This window comes from Yimella sp. NH-Cas1 (assembly GCF_022359705.1).
Lineage (GTDB): Bacteria > Actinomycetota > Actinomycetes > Actinomycetales > Dermatophilaceae > Yimella > Yimella lutea.
Genome location: NZ_JAKSGG010000003.1, coordinates 2060005 through 2076212 on the forward strand (window position 1 = coordinate 2060005; position 16208 = coordinate 2076212).

18 protein-coding genes are annotated in these 16208 nt (G+C 67.0%); 13 read left to right on the forward strand and 5 right to left on the reverse strand.

Annotated elements, in window-relative coordinates:
* Positions 1 to 37 precede the first annotated feature (37 nt).
* The 7 genes from rfbA to sodN all read left to right on the forward strand — a co-directional run bounded on the left by rfbA (position 38) and on the right by sodN (position 5261).
* Entirely contained in the window at positions 38 to 928 is an 891-nt protein-coding gene (gene rfbA / locus MF407_RS10190; protein ID WP_141927850.1) for a glucose-1-phosphate thymidylyltransferase RfbA, read from the forward strand.
* Positions 925 to 1521, forward strand: coding sequence for a dTDP-4-dehydrorhamnose 3,5-epimerase (gene rfbC, locus MF407_RS10195; RefSeq protein WP_211345145.1), 597 nt, complete (start codon positions 925 to 927; stop codon positions 1519 to 1521). Before rfbA ends, rfbC begins: the two co-directional genes overlap by 4 nt.
* Before the next feature lie 224 nt (positions 1522 to 1745).
* On the forward strand, positions 1746 to 2657 hold the full coding sequence (locus tag MF407_RS10200) for an ABC transporter substrate-binding protein (protein WP_239702209.1): 912 nt from the start codon (positions 1746 to 1748) through the stop codon (positions 2655 to 2657).
* Complete coding sequence (locus MF407_RS10205; RefSeq protein ID WP_239702210.1) at positions 2657 to 3598, forward strand: amino acid ABC transporter permease; 942 nt, start codon at positions 2657 to 2659, stop codon at positions 3596 to 3598. The genes MF407_RS10200 and MF407_RS10205 overlap by 1 nt, the downstream gene beginning before the upstream one ends.
* Complete coding sequence (locus MF407_RS10210; RefSeq protein ID WP_129627266.1) at positions 3595 to 4431, forward strand: amino acid ABC transporter ATP-binding protein; 837 nt, start codon at positions 3595 to 3597, stop codon at positions 4429 to 4431. The genes MF407_RS10205 and MF407_RS10210 overlap by 4 nt, the downstream gene beginning before the upstream one ends.
* Positions 4432 to 4442: 11 nt before the next feature.
* The gene (locus MF407_RS10215) at positions 4443 to 4784 is read left to right on the forward strand and encodes a S24 family peptidase (protein ID WP_275578226.1); all 342 of its coding nucleotides are present in this window, start codon (positions 4443 to 4445) and stop codon (positions 4782 to 4784) included.
* A 75-nt stretch (positions 4785 to 4859) separates the two neighbouring features.
* Entirely contained in the window at positions 4860 to 5261 is a 402-nt protein-coding gene (gene sodN / locus MF407_RS10220; protein WP_129627272.1) for a superoxide dismutase, Ni, read from the forward strand.
* Positions 5262 to 5317: 56 nt separating this feature from the next.
* On the opposite strand, the gene MF407_RS10225 is transcribed toward sodN, so the two are convergent.
* Complete coding sequence (locus MF407_RS10225; RefSeq protein ID WP_239702212.1) at positions 5318 to 5473, reverse strand: hypothetical protein; 156 nt, start codon at positions 5471 to 5473, stop codon at positions 5318 to 5320.
* Positions 5474 to 5995: 522 nt separating this feature from the next.
* On the opposite strand from MF407_RS10225, the gene MF407_RS10230 reads away from it, so the two are divergent.
* Both MF407_RS10230 and MF407_RS10235 read left to right on the forward strand, forming a co-directional pair.
* Positions 5996 to 7234, forward strand: a complete 1239-nt coding sequence (locus MF407_RS10230) for a hypothetical protein (protein ID WP_239702213.1) — start codon at positions 5996 to 5998, stop codon at positions 7232 to 7234.
* Positions 7231 to 8505: an HD domain-containing phosphohydrolase gene (locus tag MF407_RS10235; RefSeq protein ID WP_129627278.1), complete on the forward strand. Its 1275-nt coding sequence runs from the start codon at positions 7231 to 7233 to the stop codon at positions 8503 to 8505. Before MF407_RS10230 ends, MF407_RS10235 begins: the two co-directional genes overlap by 4 nt.
* 26 nt (positions 8506 to 8531) lie before the next feature.
* Here MF407_RS10235 and rsrA read toward each other — a convergent pair whose 3' ends face one another.
* The 4 genes from rsrA to MF407_RS10255 form a co-directional block, all read right to left on the reverse strand.
* Positions 8532 to 8804: a mycothiol system anti-sigma-R factor gene (gene rsrA, locus MF407_RS10240; protein WP_129627281.1), complete on the reverse strand. Its 273-nt coding sequence runs from the start codon at positions 8802 to 8804 to the stop codon at positions 8532 to 8534.
* Entirely contained in the window at positions 8801 to 9508 is a 708-nt protein-coding gene (locus MF407_RS10245; RefSeq protein WP_129627373.1) for a sigma-70 family RNA polymerase sigma factor, read from the reverse strand. The genes rsrA and MF407_RS10245 overlap by 4 nt, the downstream gene beginning before the upstream one ends.
* Positions 9509 to 9739: 231 nt before the next feature.
* A complete protein-coding gene (locus tag MF407_RS10250) occupies positions 9740 to 10384 on the reverse strand; it encodes an alpha/beta family hydrolase (protein WP_168990303.1) in 645 nt (214 codons plus the stop codon).
* Between the two features lie 3 nt (positions 10385 to 10387).
* On the reverse strand, positions 10388 to 11221 hold the full coding sequence (locus MF407_RS10255; RefSeq protein ID WP_239702214.1) for an SOS response-associated peptidase: 834 nt from the start codon (positions 11219 to 11221) through the stop codon (positions 10388 to 10390).
* A gap of 51 nt (positions 11222 to 11272) precedes the next feature.
* Between MF407_RS10255 and aroA the strand changes: the two genes are divergently transcribed.
* Genes aroA through hisN form a run of 4 tightly spaced genes read left to right on the forward strand, consistent with a single transcriptional unit; the run spans position 11273 to position 16207 of the window.
* Positions 11273 to 12574, forward strand: coding sequence for a 3-phosphoshikimate 1-carboxyvinyltransferase (gene aroA, locus MF407_RS10260; protein WP_129627287.1), 1302 nt, complete (start codon positions 11273 to 11275; stop codon positions 12572 to 12574).
* Between the two features lie 3 nt (positions 12575 to 12577).
* Entirely contained in the window at positions 12578 to 13591 is a 1014-nt protein-coding gene (rsgA, locus tag MF407_RS10265; RefSeq protein ID WP_239702215.1) for a ribosome small subunit-dependent GTPase A, read from the forward strand.
* 10 nt (positions 13592 to 13601) lie between these two features.
* Positions 13602 to 15362: an FUSC family protein gene (locus tag MF407_RS15895; RefSeq protein ID WP_129627293.1), complete on the forward strand. Its 1761-nt coding sequence runs from the start codon at positions 13602 to 13604 to the stop codon at positions 15360 to 15362.
* A 47-nt stretch (positions 15363 to 15409) separates the two neighbouring features.
* Positions 15410 to 16207 carry a histidinol-phosphatase gene (gene hisN / locus MF407_RS10275; protein ID WP_239702216.1) on the forward strand — a complete coding sequence of 266 codons (798 nt, stop codon included), beginning with the start codon at positions 15410 to 15412 and terminating at the stop codon, positions 16205 to 16207.
* Position 16208: the final 1 nt, after the last annotated feature.

A 16208-nucleotide genomic window follows, 5' to 3' on the forward strand; every position in this document is an offset into this window, starting at 1 on the left:
CGCGCAAGCCTACCGGCCAACCCATAGACTGCCGCGGGTGAAGGGAATCATTCTCGCCGGCGGGTCAGGCACACGACTGCACCCGATCACTCGCGGCATCAGCAAACAACTCATGCCGATCTACGACAAACCGATGATCTACTACCCGCTGTCAACCCTGATGATGGCCGGCATCCGCGAAATCCTGATCATCACCACACCCCACGACGCCGAGCAATTCCAACGCCTGCTCGGCGACGGATCCCAATGGGGCATCGAGCTGACCTACGCCGTACAACCCTCACCCGACGGCCTCGCCCAAGCCTTCATCATCGGCGCCGACTTCATCGGCAAGGACAACGTCGCCTTCGTCCTCGGCGACAACATTTTTCACGGCACTGGACTCGGCACCCGCCTACGCGACCACAACAACCTCACCGGCGGGCTCATCTTCGCCTACCACGTCCCCAACCCCACCGCCTACGGGGTCGTGGAATTCGACGAACACATGCGCGCCGTGTCCATCGAGGAAAAACCCACCTACCCCAAATCGAACTACGCCGTCCCCGGTCTCTACTTCTACGACAACAACGTCATCGACATCGCCCGCAACCTACAACCCAGCACCCGCGGCGAACTCGAGATCACCGGCATCAACGACGCCTACCTCCAACAAGGCACCCTGCAAGTCACCGTCCTACCCCGCGGCACCGCCTGGTTCGACACGGGCACCTTCGACGGCCTCATGTCCGCCTCCCAATTCGTTCACGTCGTCGAAGAACAACAAGGACTCAAAATCGGGTGCATCGAAGAAATCGCCTGGCACAACGGTTGGCTCGACGACGACACTCTGCGACAACACGCCGACGACCTCACCAAAAGCGGATACGGCCTCTACCTACACCGCATCCTCGCCGAACCCCGACGCGAAGGACGACTCGCCCGATGAACATCGAACCCCTCGCCATCGAAGGCGCCTACGTCATCACCCCGCGCCAGTTCCCCGACGACCGCGGCGTATTCATGGAAGGCTTCCGCGCCGACAAACTCGCCGAACACCTCGGCCACCAGATGCAGGTCCTGCAGACCAACATCTCCGTCTCCAGCGCCGGCACCGTCCGCGGCATCCACTACGCCGACGTACCACCCTCACAAGCCAAATACATCACCGCCGCCTCCGGCGCCCTCATCGACTACATCATCGACATCCGCGTCGGCTCCCCCACTTACGGCCAATGGGACTGCGTCCTGCTCGACAGCGACTCCCGCAAAGCCGTCTACCTGTCCGAAGGACTCGGTCACGCCTTCTGCGCGCTGCAGGACGACACCACCGCCGTCTACCTCTGCTCCGCCGTCTACAACCCCGAACGCGAACACGGCATCCACCCCCTCGACCCCGCCATCGGACTCACCCTCCCCGACGGAATCGAACCCACCCTCTCCCCCAAAGATCACGCCGCACCCAACCTCGCCGACGCCGAAGCACAAGGCCTGCTGCCCACCTACGAAGACTGCCTCAACTACCGCAACTCGCTGCGCTGAACAACGGTCGCTGCGACACGGCGGACAATCGCGCACGAGTTCGACGGCTCAGTCGGTGAGTCCTCGCCGCTGCGCCAGCGGCACCGTCCGGTCGGCGACCGGACGAACAGGCGGTCACAGCGGCGTCACACTTTCGGCGAATCCGAAGCGACTGCGCGGCAACGGTGCGAAGATGTGCGCACATTCGGGCCCGCTCGGGTCGTCGATCTGCAAGGAGTTCCACCATGGCACTGGTCCACTCGCGTTCACGTATCGCTCTGGTCACAGCGGTCGCTCTCACCTTCGGTCTGACCGCCTGCGGTTCGGACAGCCTCGAGGAGGGCACCAGCAGCGCAAAAGAGTCGGTGAAGAGCGTCGCCAAGGACACCTCGCTCGCCGACAAGGTGCCGGCTGACCTGAAGAGCAAGGGCACGCTGACTATCGGTACCGACGCGTCCTACCCGCCCAATGAGTACTTCGACACCGACGGCAAGACGATCGTCGGAATGGACATCGAATTGCTCGACGCGGTACTCGGCAAGCTGGGACTCAAGGCGAAGTACGTCAACGGCGGCTTCGACTCGCTCATCCTCGGTGTCGGATCCGGCAAGTACGACATGAGCGTCTCCTCGTTCACCATCAACAAGGAGCGCATGCAGCAGGTCACGATGGTGAGCTACCTCAAGGCCGGCAGCCAGTGGGTCGTGCCGAAGGGCAACCCGAAGAAAATTTCGCTCGACGACGCCTGCGGAAAGACGGTCACCGTACAGAAGGGCACCGTCCAGGTCGCCGACATGCAGGCCCGTAGTAAGAAGTGCACCACTGGCGGCAAGGGCGAGATCAAGCTGCTCATCGAACAGGACCAGAGCAAGGCAACGCTGAACCTGTCCGCAGGCAAGGCCGACGCGATGGTGGCAGACCTCCCGGTCTCGGTCGACGCCGTCAACAAGAGTGGCGACAAGCTCGAACTGCTCGGTGAGAACTACGACACCGCCCCCTACGGCTACGTGGTCAAGAAGGACCAGAACGAGTTCGGCAACGTGCTTGTCGAAGGCTTGAAGGCCATCAAGAAGGACGGCACCTACGACCAGATCCTCAAGAAGTGGAAGGTCGACGGCGGCGCTATCGACGACTTCGCGGTCAATCCCTCGGTCTGATGACCACTCAGACACACAACGACGACCGGCCGGGCGAGATCAACGCCCGGCCGGTCCGGCACCCGTGGCGCTTCGTCGCCGTCGCGGTCATCTTGATTCTGGTCGCGATGTTCGTGAGCTCGTTGCTCACCAACGACCGGTGGAATCTTGAGTTCGTCCCGAACGTGATGAACTTCAGCCCCGTCCTGCGTGGCCTGGTACAGGGCACGATCGTCTGCACGATCGGCGCGATGGTTCTCGGCGTCACTCTGGGCATCCTGCTGGCGGTCATGCGACTGTCGGGCAACCCCGTCCTTCGCGGCGTCGCCTTCGCCTACACCTGGTTCTTCCGCGCCATCCCCCGCCTCGTCCTGCTGGTGATGCTCGGGGTGGGCGCCGGATTCCTCTACCCCAAGCTCGACGTCGGCATTCCGTTCGCGCAGCAGATCTTCGGAATCGACACCCCGCTGGTGTTCGGCTCGATCGACGTCAACGCGTTGTCCAACGGAATCGCAGTCGGCATTCTCGGGCTCGGCCTGTCAGAAGCCGCCTATATGGCCGAGATCGCGCGGTCCGGCATCCTGTCGGTCGACAAGGGGCAATCCGAGGCCGCTCAGGCACTCGGCATGAGCAACGGCAAGACCATGCGTCGCGTCGTGCTCCCGCAGGCGATGCGCGTGATCGTCCCGCCGACCGGTAACGAGACGATCGCGATGGTCAAGGACACCTCACTGCTCGTGGCAGTGCCGGTGTCCAACGAGCTCTGGTTCCAAGTCACCCAGGTGGCCAACAACACCGGCCGAATCATGCCCGCCTATGTCGCCGGATTCCTGTGGTACCTGATCATCTGCTCCATCCTGATGGTCGGCCAGTACTTCCTGGAGCGACGCTTCGGACGCGGCTACGGCACCCAGACGAACAGCTCACGAAAACTCACGATGATCGGCAAGGGATCCGCATGACCACCGGCACCCACGCGCAGCCGCTCGTCCACGCGGTCAACGTGACCAAACGCTTCGGCGACAACAAGGTGCTCAAGGGCATCGACCTCGACGTCCGCGAGGGCGAGGTGGTTTGCCTGCTCGGTCCGTCGGGTTCGGGCAAGACCACGTTCCTGCGCTGCATCAACCAATTGGAGTCCATCAACGGTGGACGCATCTGGGTGGACGGCGACCTCATGGGGTACGAGGATCGCGGTGGCACGCTGCACCACCTACCCGACAGGAAGATCGCCGACCAGCGTCGCGAGATCGGGATGGTCTTCCAGCGATTCAACCTGTTCCCACACATGACGGCGCTGGAAAACGTCGCCGAGGCGCCGGTGCACGTCAAGGGTGTCGGCAAGAAGCAGGCACGCGACGAGGCACGCACATTGCTCGAGCGGGTGGGTCTTGGCGACCGCTGCGGCCACTACCCCGCGCAGTTGTCGGGTGGCCAGCAGCAGCGGGTCGCGATCGCCCGCGCTCTCGCGATGCACCCCAAGTTGATGCTGTTCGACGAGCCGACCTCTGCGCTCGACCCCGAACTTGTCGGCGAGGTGCTCGACGTGATGCGCGAGCTGGCGCAAGGCGGGATGACGATGATCGTGGTGACCCACGAGATCGCCTTCGCCCGTGACGTCGCCGACCGTGTCGTCTTCATGGACGCCGGCGTGGTGGTCGAGCAAGGAGAGCCACGCGAGATCATCGCCCGCCCACAGCACGAACGCACCCGCACTTTTCTGCGTCGCATCCTTGCCGAGCAGGACGAATCGCCGACACCGGAGCCCGACGCACCAAACCTCACCAAGCGCTGAGCGGCACGCGAATGTCGTTGTCCCGCTTCAAGATCGGCCTCGCCATCGTGCGAGGCCGGTCCATGTTGCCCACCTATCAGGACGGCGACCGGCTACTGGTGCTGTACGGCGCCCGTCCCCGTCCCGGACGCGTCCACCTGGTGCAGTTACCACCGTCACCGGCCGGTCCGCGTCCGCTGGCCGTCAAGCGGGTCCGCGGCGAGACACCGGACGGATGGTGGGTCGAGAGCGACAACCCTGCCGAGGGCACAGACTCCAGAACGGTCGGTGCCATCCCGTCCTGCGGGATGGTCGCCGCGGTGATCGGCGGACGACCGTTGCCCCGCCGCCCACTCGGTCGCCGCGCGGAGTAAGTTCGATCTCGACAGGGCTTGCTCGGCTGCTGCCGAGTGGGCCACGCCCAGCGAAAACCCACGGGAAGGACTCCCATGTTCCGCCGTTTCATCGCCCCCACCGTCGAGGTCAGCGCCCACTGCGACCTGCCCTGTGGCGTCTATGACCCCGCTCAGGCCCGCATCGAGGCCGAGTCGATCAAGGCCATCATCAAGAAGGTCGCCGACAACGACGACCCGGACTTCCGCACCCGCGCGATCCTGATCAAGGAACAACGCTCCGAGCTGGTCAAGCACCACCTCTGGGTGCTGTGGACCGACTACTTCAAGCCGCCGCACTTCGAGAAGTACCCCGAGCTGCACACCCTCGTCAACGAGGCCACCAAGCTCGCCGGCGCCAGCGGCACCAAGGGTGAGCTCGACGAGAAGGTCGCCGACGACCTCCTCGCCAAGATCGCCGAGATCGATCGCATCTTCTGGGAGACCAAGAAGGCCTGAGCACCGCTCCCGGTTCGAAGGGGCACGACCGTCGCGGTCGTGCCCCTTCGTCATGTTCAGGATCCGACGAGGACGACCCGCGCGTCCAGGCGTACGACCCGGACCCGTTCGAGGACCACTCCCACGACGAGGTCGGGTCGTCCGGCAAGCACGCCCCACGCACGACCTGACGTGCGACCGGCAGGAACGGCGAAGGAGCGGTGCAGATGCACCGCTCCTTCGTCATGTCTGTGCGATTCGCTCAGGCGTTGGGACGCTTGCCGTGGTTGGCACCCTTGCCCTTGCGCGCACGACGCTTACGACCGCGCTTGCTCATGGTCTGCTCCTGAATGTCGTCCAATGGCCGGGCGGGCCCGGCAAACTCCGTCAGTCTCCCACACCGGCACCCGGAGGCAGAAATCACCTGGCGTTCACTGCAGGTCACCCAGTCCGAACATCTGTTCAAGGATGTGTGACACATGGCATAATCAAGGACTGCGCTCGACCGAGCGCATGACTACAGCACTCAGGTGGACCATCTATGAACGCCTCACTCCAACTGCTTGCCGCCATGCTGTCCGGCGGGCAGACGACGTCCCCCACCCCGATCGTCGGATGGCGTCCGCCGGGCGGCAACTGATCCTCTGATCGGAAACATGAACACCACTACGGCGCCGCCCCCCAGCGGCGCCGTACCGGCTTCCCTGACAGATCCGCGACGAGCAGCTCTAGGCAGCGCCACCCCACTCACGACGGTGCTCGGCGTTGCACTGATCGGCGCGATCATCGCGTGCACGCTCATGGGCGACGGCGTTCAGGACTCGGTCACTCTCGTCCTGCTCGTCTGCGTCGCATGGGTCGCCGAGTCGTTCTCCGCCTTCGCCCAGCGGTTCGCTTCAATGTCACTGACGTCGACCCTGATGGGTGTTGCTGCTGTGCTCTGCGGACCGGTCGGTGCGGCCGCCCTGGGAATCATCGCCGCCAGCCTCTTCCTTAGCACATGGTCATCCCGCGTCCGGGCGTTCAACGCAGTGATGACCGGCTGGGTCGGCATGGCCGGCGGCGTCGTGTTCAGTGTCATGACCGATGCCGGGACCGGTCGGCGGCCATGGATCAGCGGGCACATCTCGACGCTTTGGTTCCCGATGTTCGTGGCCACCCTGGTCATGCTGCTGGTCAACGCCCTGCTGCTGAGCGCGGTCATCCACATCACCGTCGGGGTGCCGTACAACGTGTCGCTGCGCGACTTCGGACGCAGCAGCTCGCTGCTGTTCCTGATCGGCGGCCTCATCTCCTACCTGATCGTGGTGCTGTGGGTCGGTGCTCGCATCGGGCCGTTCACGGTCCTGGTCATGGCACCTCCGCTGCTGCTGGCGCAATGGGCCTACTCCTCCCTCGCCGCCGAGGCATCCAACGTCGACCACGCCGTCGAGGCGTTGGTTTCCGCCCTCGAACTCCACCGTCCGGGGTCTCGCCGCCACGGCGAGCTCGTGATGGTGATCGCGGAGGAGATCGGCAATGTGCGCGGTTTGTCCGACGCCGACGTCCAGGACGTCCGCCATGCAGCACGCCTGCACCACCTGGGCACCATCGACCCCGATCGCCCGGACATCATCACCGTCGACCGTGAGTCCGCCCGTCGCGGAGCAGGCCTGCTCGACGGCGTCGACTTCCTGAGCAACGTCCGGAAGGTCATCGCCACCCAGTCCGACCCACTGGGTGCGCCGGGCAACACGTCGGTGACAGGGGTGCTGGCCACGGCCGATGCCCTGGCGTCGATGCTCGAGCACCGGCTCATGGAGCTCGGCCGCGACGCAGGCGTCGATTCCACGCTGATCTGCGAGTGCATCGAGGCCGTTGCCCGACGCGACGAACTCGACCCGGCCGCCCGTCACGGCATGTCCGCTGCAGCCGGCGGAACCCTGCCTGAGCAGATCATCCAGAAACTCGCCTCGCCGTCCCCGTTGGGGGTCCACGAAGGTGCCGTGGGATGAGGACTCGTCAGCCGCTGGTCGATCGCGCGATCGTTGTGCTGAGCGCGGTCGTGCTGCTCGTCGCGGCTGCCACGCTCGCCCTCAATCCGGCACAGGCACTTGCCGACGCGGGTTGGCGTCTGGGCGTGATGACCATCGCGCTCGCCCTGGTCGTCCCGCTGCATCTTCGACTGCCCAGCGGCACGGACGCATCGCCACTGGCGCCGTCCATCGGACTGGCGATGGTGCTGACTCCGTTGTCGACCGCTCAGAACGCCCTGACCGGCACCGCTCTGGTGGTCGTCGCCCTCGCGGTCGGAACGATGGTCGGGGTGGGCTTGTCCTCGTTGACGGGTCAGGGCCGCACCTCGTTGGCGATGCTCGGCAGCCGCCTGATCGGCGCAACGGCAGCCGCCCTGCTGTTCCGCAACATGCCGATCATCGACGGCGAATCGCCGGCTTCGGCTGCTCAAGGATGGCTCGACGATCCGTGGCGTACGGCGCTGGCGATGACCCTTTGCGGCCTGGTGGCGATCGCCGTCGACCTCGGGCTTCTCGTGCTGCGCACTGCCGCACCGGGACGCCTTCGCACCCAGGGCGAACAACTCGCCCGCGAGATCGGTCCGGTCTGGCTCGCGGTACTGGGCATCGCGGTCGCGATCGCGCTGGGGTTCGGCCCGCTCGATCTGTGGTCGGTGCCGGTCATGGCCTCACCCCTGTTGCTGATGCGAACCGCTCTTCGCCGGCAGGCGGCGATCGTCCGGGTGCGCCACGACACCATCGCCGCGCTGGGACGGCTCACCGACGGCACGGGGTACACCACCACCGGCCACGGGCGTCGGGTTCGTGACCTGGCGCGCGAGGTCGGCCTGCAGTTGATGCTGAGTGACCGGGAGCTACGCGACCTGGAGACGGCGGCGCTGATGCATGACGTGGGCCAACTCGGATTGACCGACCCGATCCCGGGCGGCGCCACCAGCGAAGCCGCACCGTCCGACCAGGCCGCGATCGCAATCGCAGGAGCCCGAGTCGTCCGGACCCTCGGCGGGATGGAACGGGTCGCCGAGATCATCGAGCAGCAGACCACGCCGTACCGCAATGTGCGCGAGTTCGGCGAGGACGTCCCGGTCGAGTGCCGCATCCTGAAGGTGTGCAACGCCTACGACGACCTCACCCAGGGACGTCCCGAAGCGCGGGCCGAGGCCATCGAGCGGATCTCGCTGGGCATGGGCTACGAGTACGACCCGGACGTCGTTGACCTGCTGACCCACGCCGGCACCACCACCCGCTGACGGCGAAGCAAGCCGGACGGACCGCTTCAGTCGATGCGGTGGATCTCCACCGTCGTGACTTGGGTGCTGATCCGCTGCATGATCTGCGTGCGCAGGGCGACGGGCGCCGATTCGCACTGGCAGGAGCGACGCACGAGCGCCTTCATGATCGCGTCGCGCTGGTACTCGTCCAGGCACGGCGGGCAGTCGGCCAGGTGCTCCTTGAGCGCGGCGCACTCCGCGTCGGTGAGTTCACCGTCGAGGTACTCGCCCAAGTGCTGCAGGTAACTGTCGCACCCGTGGGCCCCGTTGAACATCATGCGTCGTCACCCTTGATGAATCCGCGCTCACGCGCGTAGTCGGTGAGCTTCTCCCGCAGCATCCGGCGTCCGCGGTGCAGGCGCGACATCACCGTGCCGATCGGGGTTTCCATGATCTCGGCGATCTCCTTGTAGGAGAAGCCTTCGACATCGGCGAAGTAGACGGCCAACCGGAAGTCCTCCGGGATGTCCTGCAACGCGCGCTTCACATCGGAGTCGGGCAGGTGGTCCAGCGCTTCGGCCTCGGCGGACTTCAGGCCCTTGGACGTGTGCGCCTCGGCACGTGCGAGTTGGTAGTCCTCGATCTCGGCGGCGTCGGACTGCAACGGCTGCCGCTGCTTCTTGCGGTAGTCGTTGATGTAGGTGTTGGTCAAGATGCGGTACAGCCACGCCTTGAGGTTCGTACCCGGCTTGTACTGGTGGAACGCGGCGTACGCCTTCGCGAAGGTCTCCTGGACGAGGTCCTCGGCGTCGGAGGGGTTGCGCGTGGTGCGCAGTGCGGCGCTGTAGAGCTGGTCGAGGTAAGGCATCGCGTCGCGTTCGAAGCGAGCCAGGCGCTCGGCCGGCGATTCCGCGGACACGTCGACGGTGCCGCCGGATACAGCGGTCTTCTCGTGGCTGCGGTCGTCGTCGTCGCCGTCGGCCACGTCGTCCGGCAGGTCGGTTGGCACGGTCGCCGTGCTGGAGGATCCATCCTGAGTCATCGTGGTCCAGCTTAACGCCGACCGCTGACGGTCGGTCTCCTTCGGCTTGGCCGGTAGGCCGAGACCGTTGGGCGCCGGCTGGGGCGTGGCGTCGTACGCCACGTCGTCGGGCGCGCAGGGTGCGGCAAACACGCTCGGTTTCCTCCTCCCGTGCGAGCACTCACCCGCACGCTCAGGCCAACACCCGTCGGGGCCTGATCATTCCGGCCTCACCCGACCCAGACGCGCGGTTCAACGGGCGAGTGTGCCGAGCCAGTCCCGCACCGCAGCCACGACATCGCCGGGCTGCTTGCTGAAGCCGTGCGCCCCCTTGCACGCGAAGACCGGCAGCGCGTCACCGAACTCGTCGTGGAAATCGTCCGGACGGCCGAACGGGTCGGTTGCTCCCTGCACCACCGCGATCGGCAGCCCGGCGTCCAGCACGCCACGCACCTCGCACGCGCGGCCCCGGTCGGACTTGCCGGCCCCGCTCAGCGGGAACGACAGGGCCAGCACGGCGTCCGCTCCCACCTCGACCGCGGTGCGACAGGCGACCCGGGCACCGGCGGACCGGCCGCCCACGACCAACGGACCGGGGAGCTTGCCGCGACCCGCGGTGAGCGCCGCGATGATCGGCGCCCAGGCCACGTCCAGTGTTCTGGGCGGCGTCGCCAGCTTGCGTCCGGCAACCCGCCAGGGTTGCTCGACACGGACGTAGTTCCAGCCGTCGGCGACGAGGGTACGGAGCGCAACCAGGTCGGGCGCTTCGATCCCGCCGCCGGCACCGTGGCTCACCACAACCGTGCCGCGAGCATCCGTCGCGCGCTCGATGTGCGCTCGGCCGACTCCCTGAGGAGTGTCGATCTCCTTGATCTGCAGCCTGGTCTGCAACGACATTCGCTATGCCCCGATGATCTCGCCGGTGGTCGGGTCGGTGACTCCCCGAAGCTCGTCCCGGCCGATCGGCAGGGTCAACTGCTCGCCGTTGTTGCGTCCGGAACCGACTGCGGACGAGACCGGCCACGCCTCGAAACGGCCCGGCGGAGGCGATTCGAGCAGCGCGCGCACCTCGTCCGGGTCCTTGGTGTCCGGGTCGAGCCAGTGCTGCCACACCTCGCGGTCGAGCACCAGCGGCTGACGGTCGTGGATGCGGTCGAGGCCGGCCTCGGCCGCGGTGGTGATGATCGAGAACGTCGTGAGCCACGCGTCCGGGTCGTCCGCGTCCTTGCTCTTGTCGCGCCAGAACTCATAGACACCCGCGAACGCACAGTGCTCGCCGTCGCCACGACGGATGAAGAACGGCTGCTTGCGCGGCTTGCCCTTCGCGTCGGTCGCGGTCTGACTGACCTGCCACTCATACCAACCGTCAGCCGGAACCAGGCACCGCCGACCGACCGCGGCCTTCGCGAATGCGCCCTTGTCGAGCAAGGTCTCGGATCGAGCGTTGATCATTCGCAGACCGACCTTGGTGTCCCTGGACCACGACGGCACCAGACCCCACGTCAGCAGGCGCAGCTGACGGACCGGTCCGTTGTCGGGATCGTCCTTCGGAACACGCGTCAGCACGACGGTCGACTGCTTGGTCGGAGCCATGTTCCAGTCGGGCGCACCGGCCGGCGGTTGCTGTGGGTTCGCCAACACCGATCGAGCGTGCTCATCGGTGCGGTCCTCGTCGACATCGAACTCGTCGGCGATGTCGTCCGGGCTGAAGCTGGCTGCGTATCGCCCACACATGTGGCCAGCCTAAAGCCGCGCACGTGCGCTCTCGCACTACCGTTGGACCCGATGGATCCGCAGACTCCCACCGGCGACTGGCCGGCACCGACCGCCCCTGGCCCGCTCGACTCCACCGTGCTGGTGCCCGGTTCGAAGAGCCTGACCAACAGGTACGCAGTGCTCGCGGCACTTGCGACCGACGCCTCACGGATCACCCGTCCGCTGGTCTCGCGCGACACGACTCTGATGATCGACGCCCTGCGCAGCCTCGGCACGCAGGTGATCGAGGAGGAGGTCGACGACGAACCGAGTTGGCTGATCGAACCACTCGCCCTGCGCGGGCCGGCCCGTATCGACTGCGGTCTCGCCGGCACCGTGATGCGCTTCCTGCCGCCGGTCGCGGCTCTCGCCGACGGCGAGGTCTCCTTCGACGGCGACCCGCACGCGCGTAACCGTCCGATGGCGCCGGTTCTCGGTGCGCTGCGTGACCTCGGGGTCGAACTGCGCACCGAGGGCGCCGAGGCTCTCCCCTTCACCGTCGTCGCAAACGGCTCGGTGCGCGGCGGCAAGGTGCTGATCGACGCGTCCGGTTCATCGCAGTTCGTGTCGGCGCTGCTGCTGGCCGGTGCCCGCTTCGAGCAGGGCATCACCGTGGTCCATGACGGCAAACCGTTGCCGTCGTTGCCGCACATCGCGATGACCGTCGAGGTGCTGCGCGATTCCGGTGTGGTGGTCGACGATCTGGACGCGAACACCTGGCGGGTCGAACCGTCCGAGATCTGCCCGGTCGAGGTCGAGGTGGAGCCCGACCTTTCCAACGCGGCACCGTTCCTGTCCGCGGCACTGGTCGCCGGAGGGTCCGTGCGCGTGCCGGGCTGGCCGCAGTTCACGACGCAGGCGGGCGACGCGATCCGCGACATCCTGGACGCGATGGGCGCCGACGTGAGCTTGGACCGCGACGGTCTCACCGTCAGCGGCGACGGACAGATCTCGGCCGTCGATCTCGACCTGCACGACGTCGGTGAACTGACCCCCGTGGTCGCGGCGCTCGCCGCGCTCGCCGACTCCCCCAGCCAGTTGCGCGGCATCGCACATCTGCGCGGCCACGAGACCGATCGCCTGGCGGCGCTCACCGCCGAACTGAACGGTCTCGGCGGCAAGGTCACCGAGACCGACGACGGCCTGCGCATCGATCCCGCGCCACTGCACGAGGGCGTCTTCCACACCTACGGCGATCACCGCATGGTGATGGCCGCTGCAGTGCTGGGCCTGCGGGTGCCCGGCGTCGTGGTCGAGGACGTCGCGACCGTGGGCAAGACGCTTCCCACCTTCACCCGGCTCTGGGATCAGATGCTCGGGCACCGGGACTGATCCGTGGGCGGACGCTACGACTACGACGAGTCGCGCATCGGCGTGCGCCCGAACCGGCGCGGTACCCGTCCGCGCACCAAGGACCGCCCGGCGCACAAGGACGCGATCATCGGCATGGTGACCGCCGTCGACCGAGGACGCTGGACCGTGCTGGTCGACGATCACCCGGTCACCGCGATGCGAGCGCGCGAACTACACCGCAGCCCGATCGTTCCGGGCGACCGCGTGGGACTCGTCGGGGACACGTCCGGCACCGAGGGCTCCCTCGCCCGCATCGTCCGGATCGAGGAGCGTGACACGTTCCTTCGCCGCACCGCCGACGACACCGACCCCGTGGAGCGGGTGCTGGTAGCCAACGCCGACCAACTGGCGATCGTCACCGCCCTGGCCGATCCGGAGCCGCGTCCGCGGATGGTCGACCGATGCCTGGTCGCCGCGTACGACGCCGGCATGGAGCCGCTGCTCGTGCTCACCAAGGCCGACCTCGCCCACCCGGACGAGTTCATGAAAACCTATGCAGGACTAGATGTTTCGTACGTCGTCACCGAGGTCAAGGACGACGGCACCATCACCGGGCTCGACGCCGTCCACGAGCGGGTCCACGATCGGATGACCGTTCTGGTGGGGCACTCCGGAGTCGGCAAATCGACCTTGGTCAATGCCCTCGTGCCCGGGACGGACCGGGCCGTCGGACACGTCAACGCCGTCACCGGACGCGGCCGACACACCTCGACCTCGGCCATCGCACTGCCGCTGCCCGAGGGCGGCTGGGTGATCGACACCCCGGGCGTCAGATCGTTCGGTCTGGCCCACGTCGATCCGGCTTCGTTCATCGACCACTTCCCCGAACTCGCGGCGGGCACCGAGGAATGCCCACGCGGGTGCACGCACGACAACGAGTACTGTGCGCTGGACGCCTGGGTCGCGGCCGGCCACGCCGGCGATTCCGGGCCGGCCCGGTTGGAGTCGCTGCGCCGCTTGCTGCGTTCGCGCCTGGGCAACCCCGAGGACGAGTGACGGTGCTGCGGTGGCGATCGGGTTGAGCACCGCCGGCTCCCACCTGTCGGCGCTCGCCGAGATCAAGTCGGCGCCGGGTCAGTGGAAGGTCGCCCTTCGCGCGACCGCGATGACGACGGTGACCGTACTGGTCGTCTGGGCCACGCTCGGCAAGGAACTCGCGCTGCTGTCGATCACCGGGTCCTTCGTCGGCAACACCGCGATCCGCCGCCCGTGGCGCGCTCGGCTCCACATCCTGCTCTGGATGGACGCCGCCTACCTGATCGGTTGCGCGATCGCGGTGCTCATCGGCGACAACCCCGTGCTGCTCACGCTGTCGATGACCGCCATCGCCATGACGGCGGTGCTCGGCTACAACGCACTGATGGCCGACCCACCGGGACCGATGTTCCTCATCATCGGTCCCGCGATCGCCTCCTACCTACCGACGATCGGGGTGGGCGCCTGGCAGGTGATGGCGGTCTGTGCACTCAGTTGCCTGGTCGCGTCCGTCACGACGTTGGTGCTACATCCGCGCGCCAAGGAGTCCGCCGAAACCCTCGCTGTGGCGAAGGCTGCCGAGGCGGTCGAAGACCTCACCGAGGCGACGGACAAAGCTTCGGACGACGCCCTCGAACTGGCCCGACTGCGGGACGCCGCCTACGCAGAGGTGCTTGCCGCGAGCATGACGCTCGCCGAAGCGTCCGGACGAAATCCTGGTGGGCGACAGTGGCATTCGTTGCTCATCGAGCTGCGCAAGCTGCACTTCGAGGTCATCGACGAGGTCGCCGAACGGTGGCTGCCGGGAGCGGTCGTCGAGGTCGAGGCGGGTGCTCAGCGCAGGTACCTGGGTGCCCCGCCGGTGGAGTACATGCTGCGCTGGGGACTCTCTCCGCGGTCGCTGCCGTGGCTGGCCGCCCGCCGCATCGGCATGGCGATCGCGCTCACCTGTGCCGTCTCGTACGGGCTGCAGTTACACCATCCGTTCTGGGCCGTGATGACGACCGCTCTGGTGATGTCACTGGGCACCGACCGCCTGTCCCTCACCCACCGCGGACTGCACAGGATGCTCGGCACACTTGCCGGCATCGTCGTGTTCATCGGCGTCCACGCGCTGCACCCGCCGCTCGAGGCCGCGATCGCGATCTGCCTCGTCCTGGTCTTCCTGGTCCAGTGGACCGCCGTACGCAACTATGCGATCGCCGCCTTCTTCGTGACCCCGATGGCGCTGCTGGTGACCACCACAAGCAACGAGGGGCAGGCGGTGGGTGACGTCGTCGGCGAACGCATCATCGACACACTCATCGGCGTCGGAGTGAGCCTGCTGGTGATGTGGGCGACCGACCGACGGGCGCCGATCGCTTTGGTACGCAGGCAGTTCCGGCGGGTGCTGCGAGTGACCGCTGACCTGTTGGAGCTGCTGGCGGCAGGCGATCAAGCATCCGAGACGGGGTTCCGGGTGCGGCGCGACCTCGCCTACGAGCAACTGCAGGCGGCGCGCATCCTGAAGATCGCCCAGGAGGACCTCCCCGTGACGCTCGGGTCCTGGTCCCGGGTCGAGATCACCGTCAATCAGCTCGTCTTCACCGCTCTCGTGGCCTGTTGGCTACGCGACCCGACCGAGCACCTGGACGCTGCCGGGATGGCCACACGTCTGCGCACCGTGATCCGTGAGTTGCCGCCGGTCAGCACGCGTCTGGTCGACGCCGATCAGTTGTGCGAACAGTTGGACACCGTGCTGGGCATCGGTGCGCCACAGCTCCCGCTCCGCACCGTCCAGGCGGACGACTGACGCGCAGGTCCCGGCGCCACCACAGCAGGGTCGCTACGGTCGTCCTCGTGAGTTACTCCGATGATGTCCGTATCGCCCACGTGATCGCCGATGCGGTCGAGCCGACGACGATGGGCCGGTTCCGGGCCGACGACCTGATCGTCAACAACAAACCCGACCTGACACCGGTGAGCGACGCCGACATCGCGACGGAGGAGATCATCCGCGCTCAGCTCAAACGGGCCCGCCCGCGCGACGCCGTCGAAGGCGAGGAACAAGGACTGGTCGGCGAGGGTCCGCGTCGCTGGGTCGTGGATCCGATCGACGGCACCAAGAACTATGTCCGCGGTCTGCCGGTCTGGGCGACCCTCATCGCCTTGGTCGAGGACGACGAGCCGGTGGTCGGCCTCGTCGCCGCCCCCGCACTCGGGCGCCGCTGGTGGGCGGGCAAGGGCACCGGCGCCTGGACCGGACGAAACCTGCAGGGCGCCAAGCAGATTCACGTGTCCAAGGTGTCGCGGATCGAGGACGCCTCGATGTCGTACGCCAACGTGCGCGACTGGGACGCCCACGGCAAGCGCGAAGCGATGCTGCAACTGATGGACGATGTCTGGCGCAGCAGGGCGTACGGCGACTTCTGGTCGCACGTGCTCGTCGCCGAGGGCGCCGTCGACATCGCGCCCGAGCCCGAACTCGCCACCTACGACATGGCGGCGTTGGTGCCGATCGTCACCGAGGCCGGTGGCCGGTTCACCGGCCTCGACGGGAAACCCGGCTGCTGGAGCGGCAACGCGGTCAGCAGCAACGGCCTGCTGCACGACGAGGTGCTGCGCCGCTTGGGATCCTCGGGCGCACCCGAGGCGTAGG

What these genes read in the sequence shown, in the direction of transcription:
- aroA (WP_129627287.1), top strand. Translation starts at nt 11,273, where the DNA reads ATGGATCCGCAGACTCCCACCGGCGACTGGCCGGCACCGACCGCCCCT.
- MF407_RS10235 (WP_129627278.1), top strand. Translation starts at nt 7,231, where the DNA reads ATGAGGACTCGTCAGCCGCTGGTCGATCGCGCGATCGTTGTGCTGAGC.
- MF407_RS10210 (WP_129627266.1), top strand. Translation starts at nt 3,595, where the DNA reads ATGACCACCGGCACCCACGCGCAGCCGCTCGTCCACGCGGTCAACGTG.
- MF407_RS10245 (WP_129627373.1), bottom strand. Translation starts at nt 9,508, where the DNA reads ATGACTCAGGATGGATCCTCCAGCACGGCGACCGTGCCAACCGACCTG.
- rsrA (WP_129627281.1), bottom strand. Translation starts at nt 8,804, where the DNA reads ATGATGTTCAACGGGGCCCACGGGTGCGACAGTTACCTGCAGCACTTG.
- MF407_RS10205 (WP_239702210.1), top strand. Translation starts at nt 2,657, where the DNA reads ATGACCACTCAGACACACAACGACGACCGGCCGGGCGAGATCAACGCC.
- MF407_RS10200 (WP_239702209.1), top strand. Translation starts at nt 1,746, where the DNA reads ATGGCACTGGTCCACTCGCGTTCACGTATCGCTCTGGTCACAGCGGTC.
- rfbC (WP_211345145.1), top strand. Translation starts at nt 925, where the DNA reads ATGAACATCGAACCCCTCGCCATCGAAGGCGCCTACGTCATCACCCCG.
- MF407_RS10215 (WP_275578226.1), top strand. Translation starts at nt 4,443, where the DNA reads ATGTCGTTGTCCCGCTTCAAGATCGGCCTCGCCATCGTGCGAGGCCGG.
- MF407_RS10250 (WP_168990303.1), bottom strand. Translation starts at nt 10,384, where the DNA reads ATGTCGTTGCAGACCAGGCTGCAGATCAAGGAGATCGACACTCCTCAG.
- MF407_RS10255 (WP_239702214.1), bottom strand. Translation starts at nt 11,221, where the DNA reads ATGTGTGGGCGATACGCAGCCAGCTTCAGCCCGGACGACATCGCCGAC.
- sodN (WP_129627272.1), top strand. Translation starts at nt 4,860, where the DNA reads ATGTTCCGCCGTTTCATCGCCCCCACCGTCGAGGTCAGCGCCCACTGC.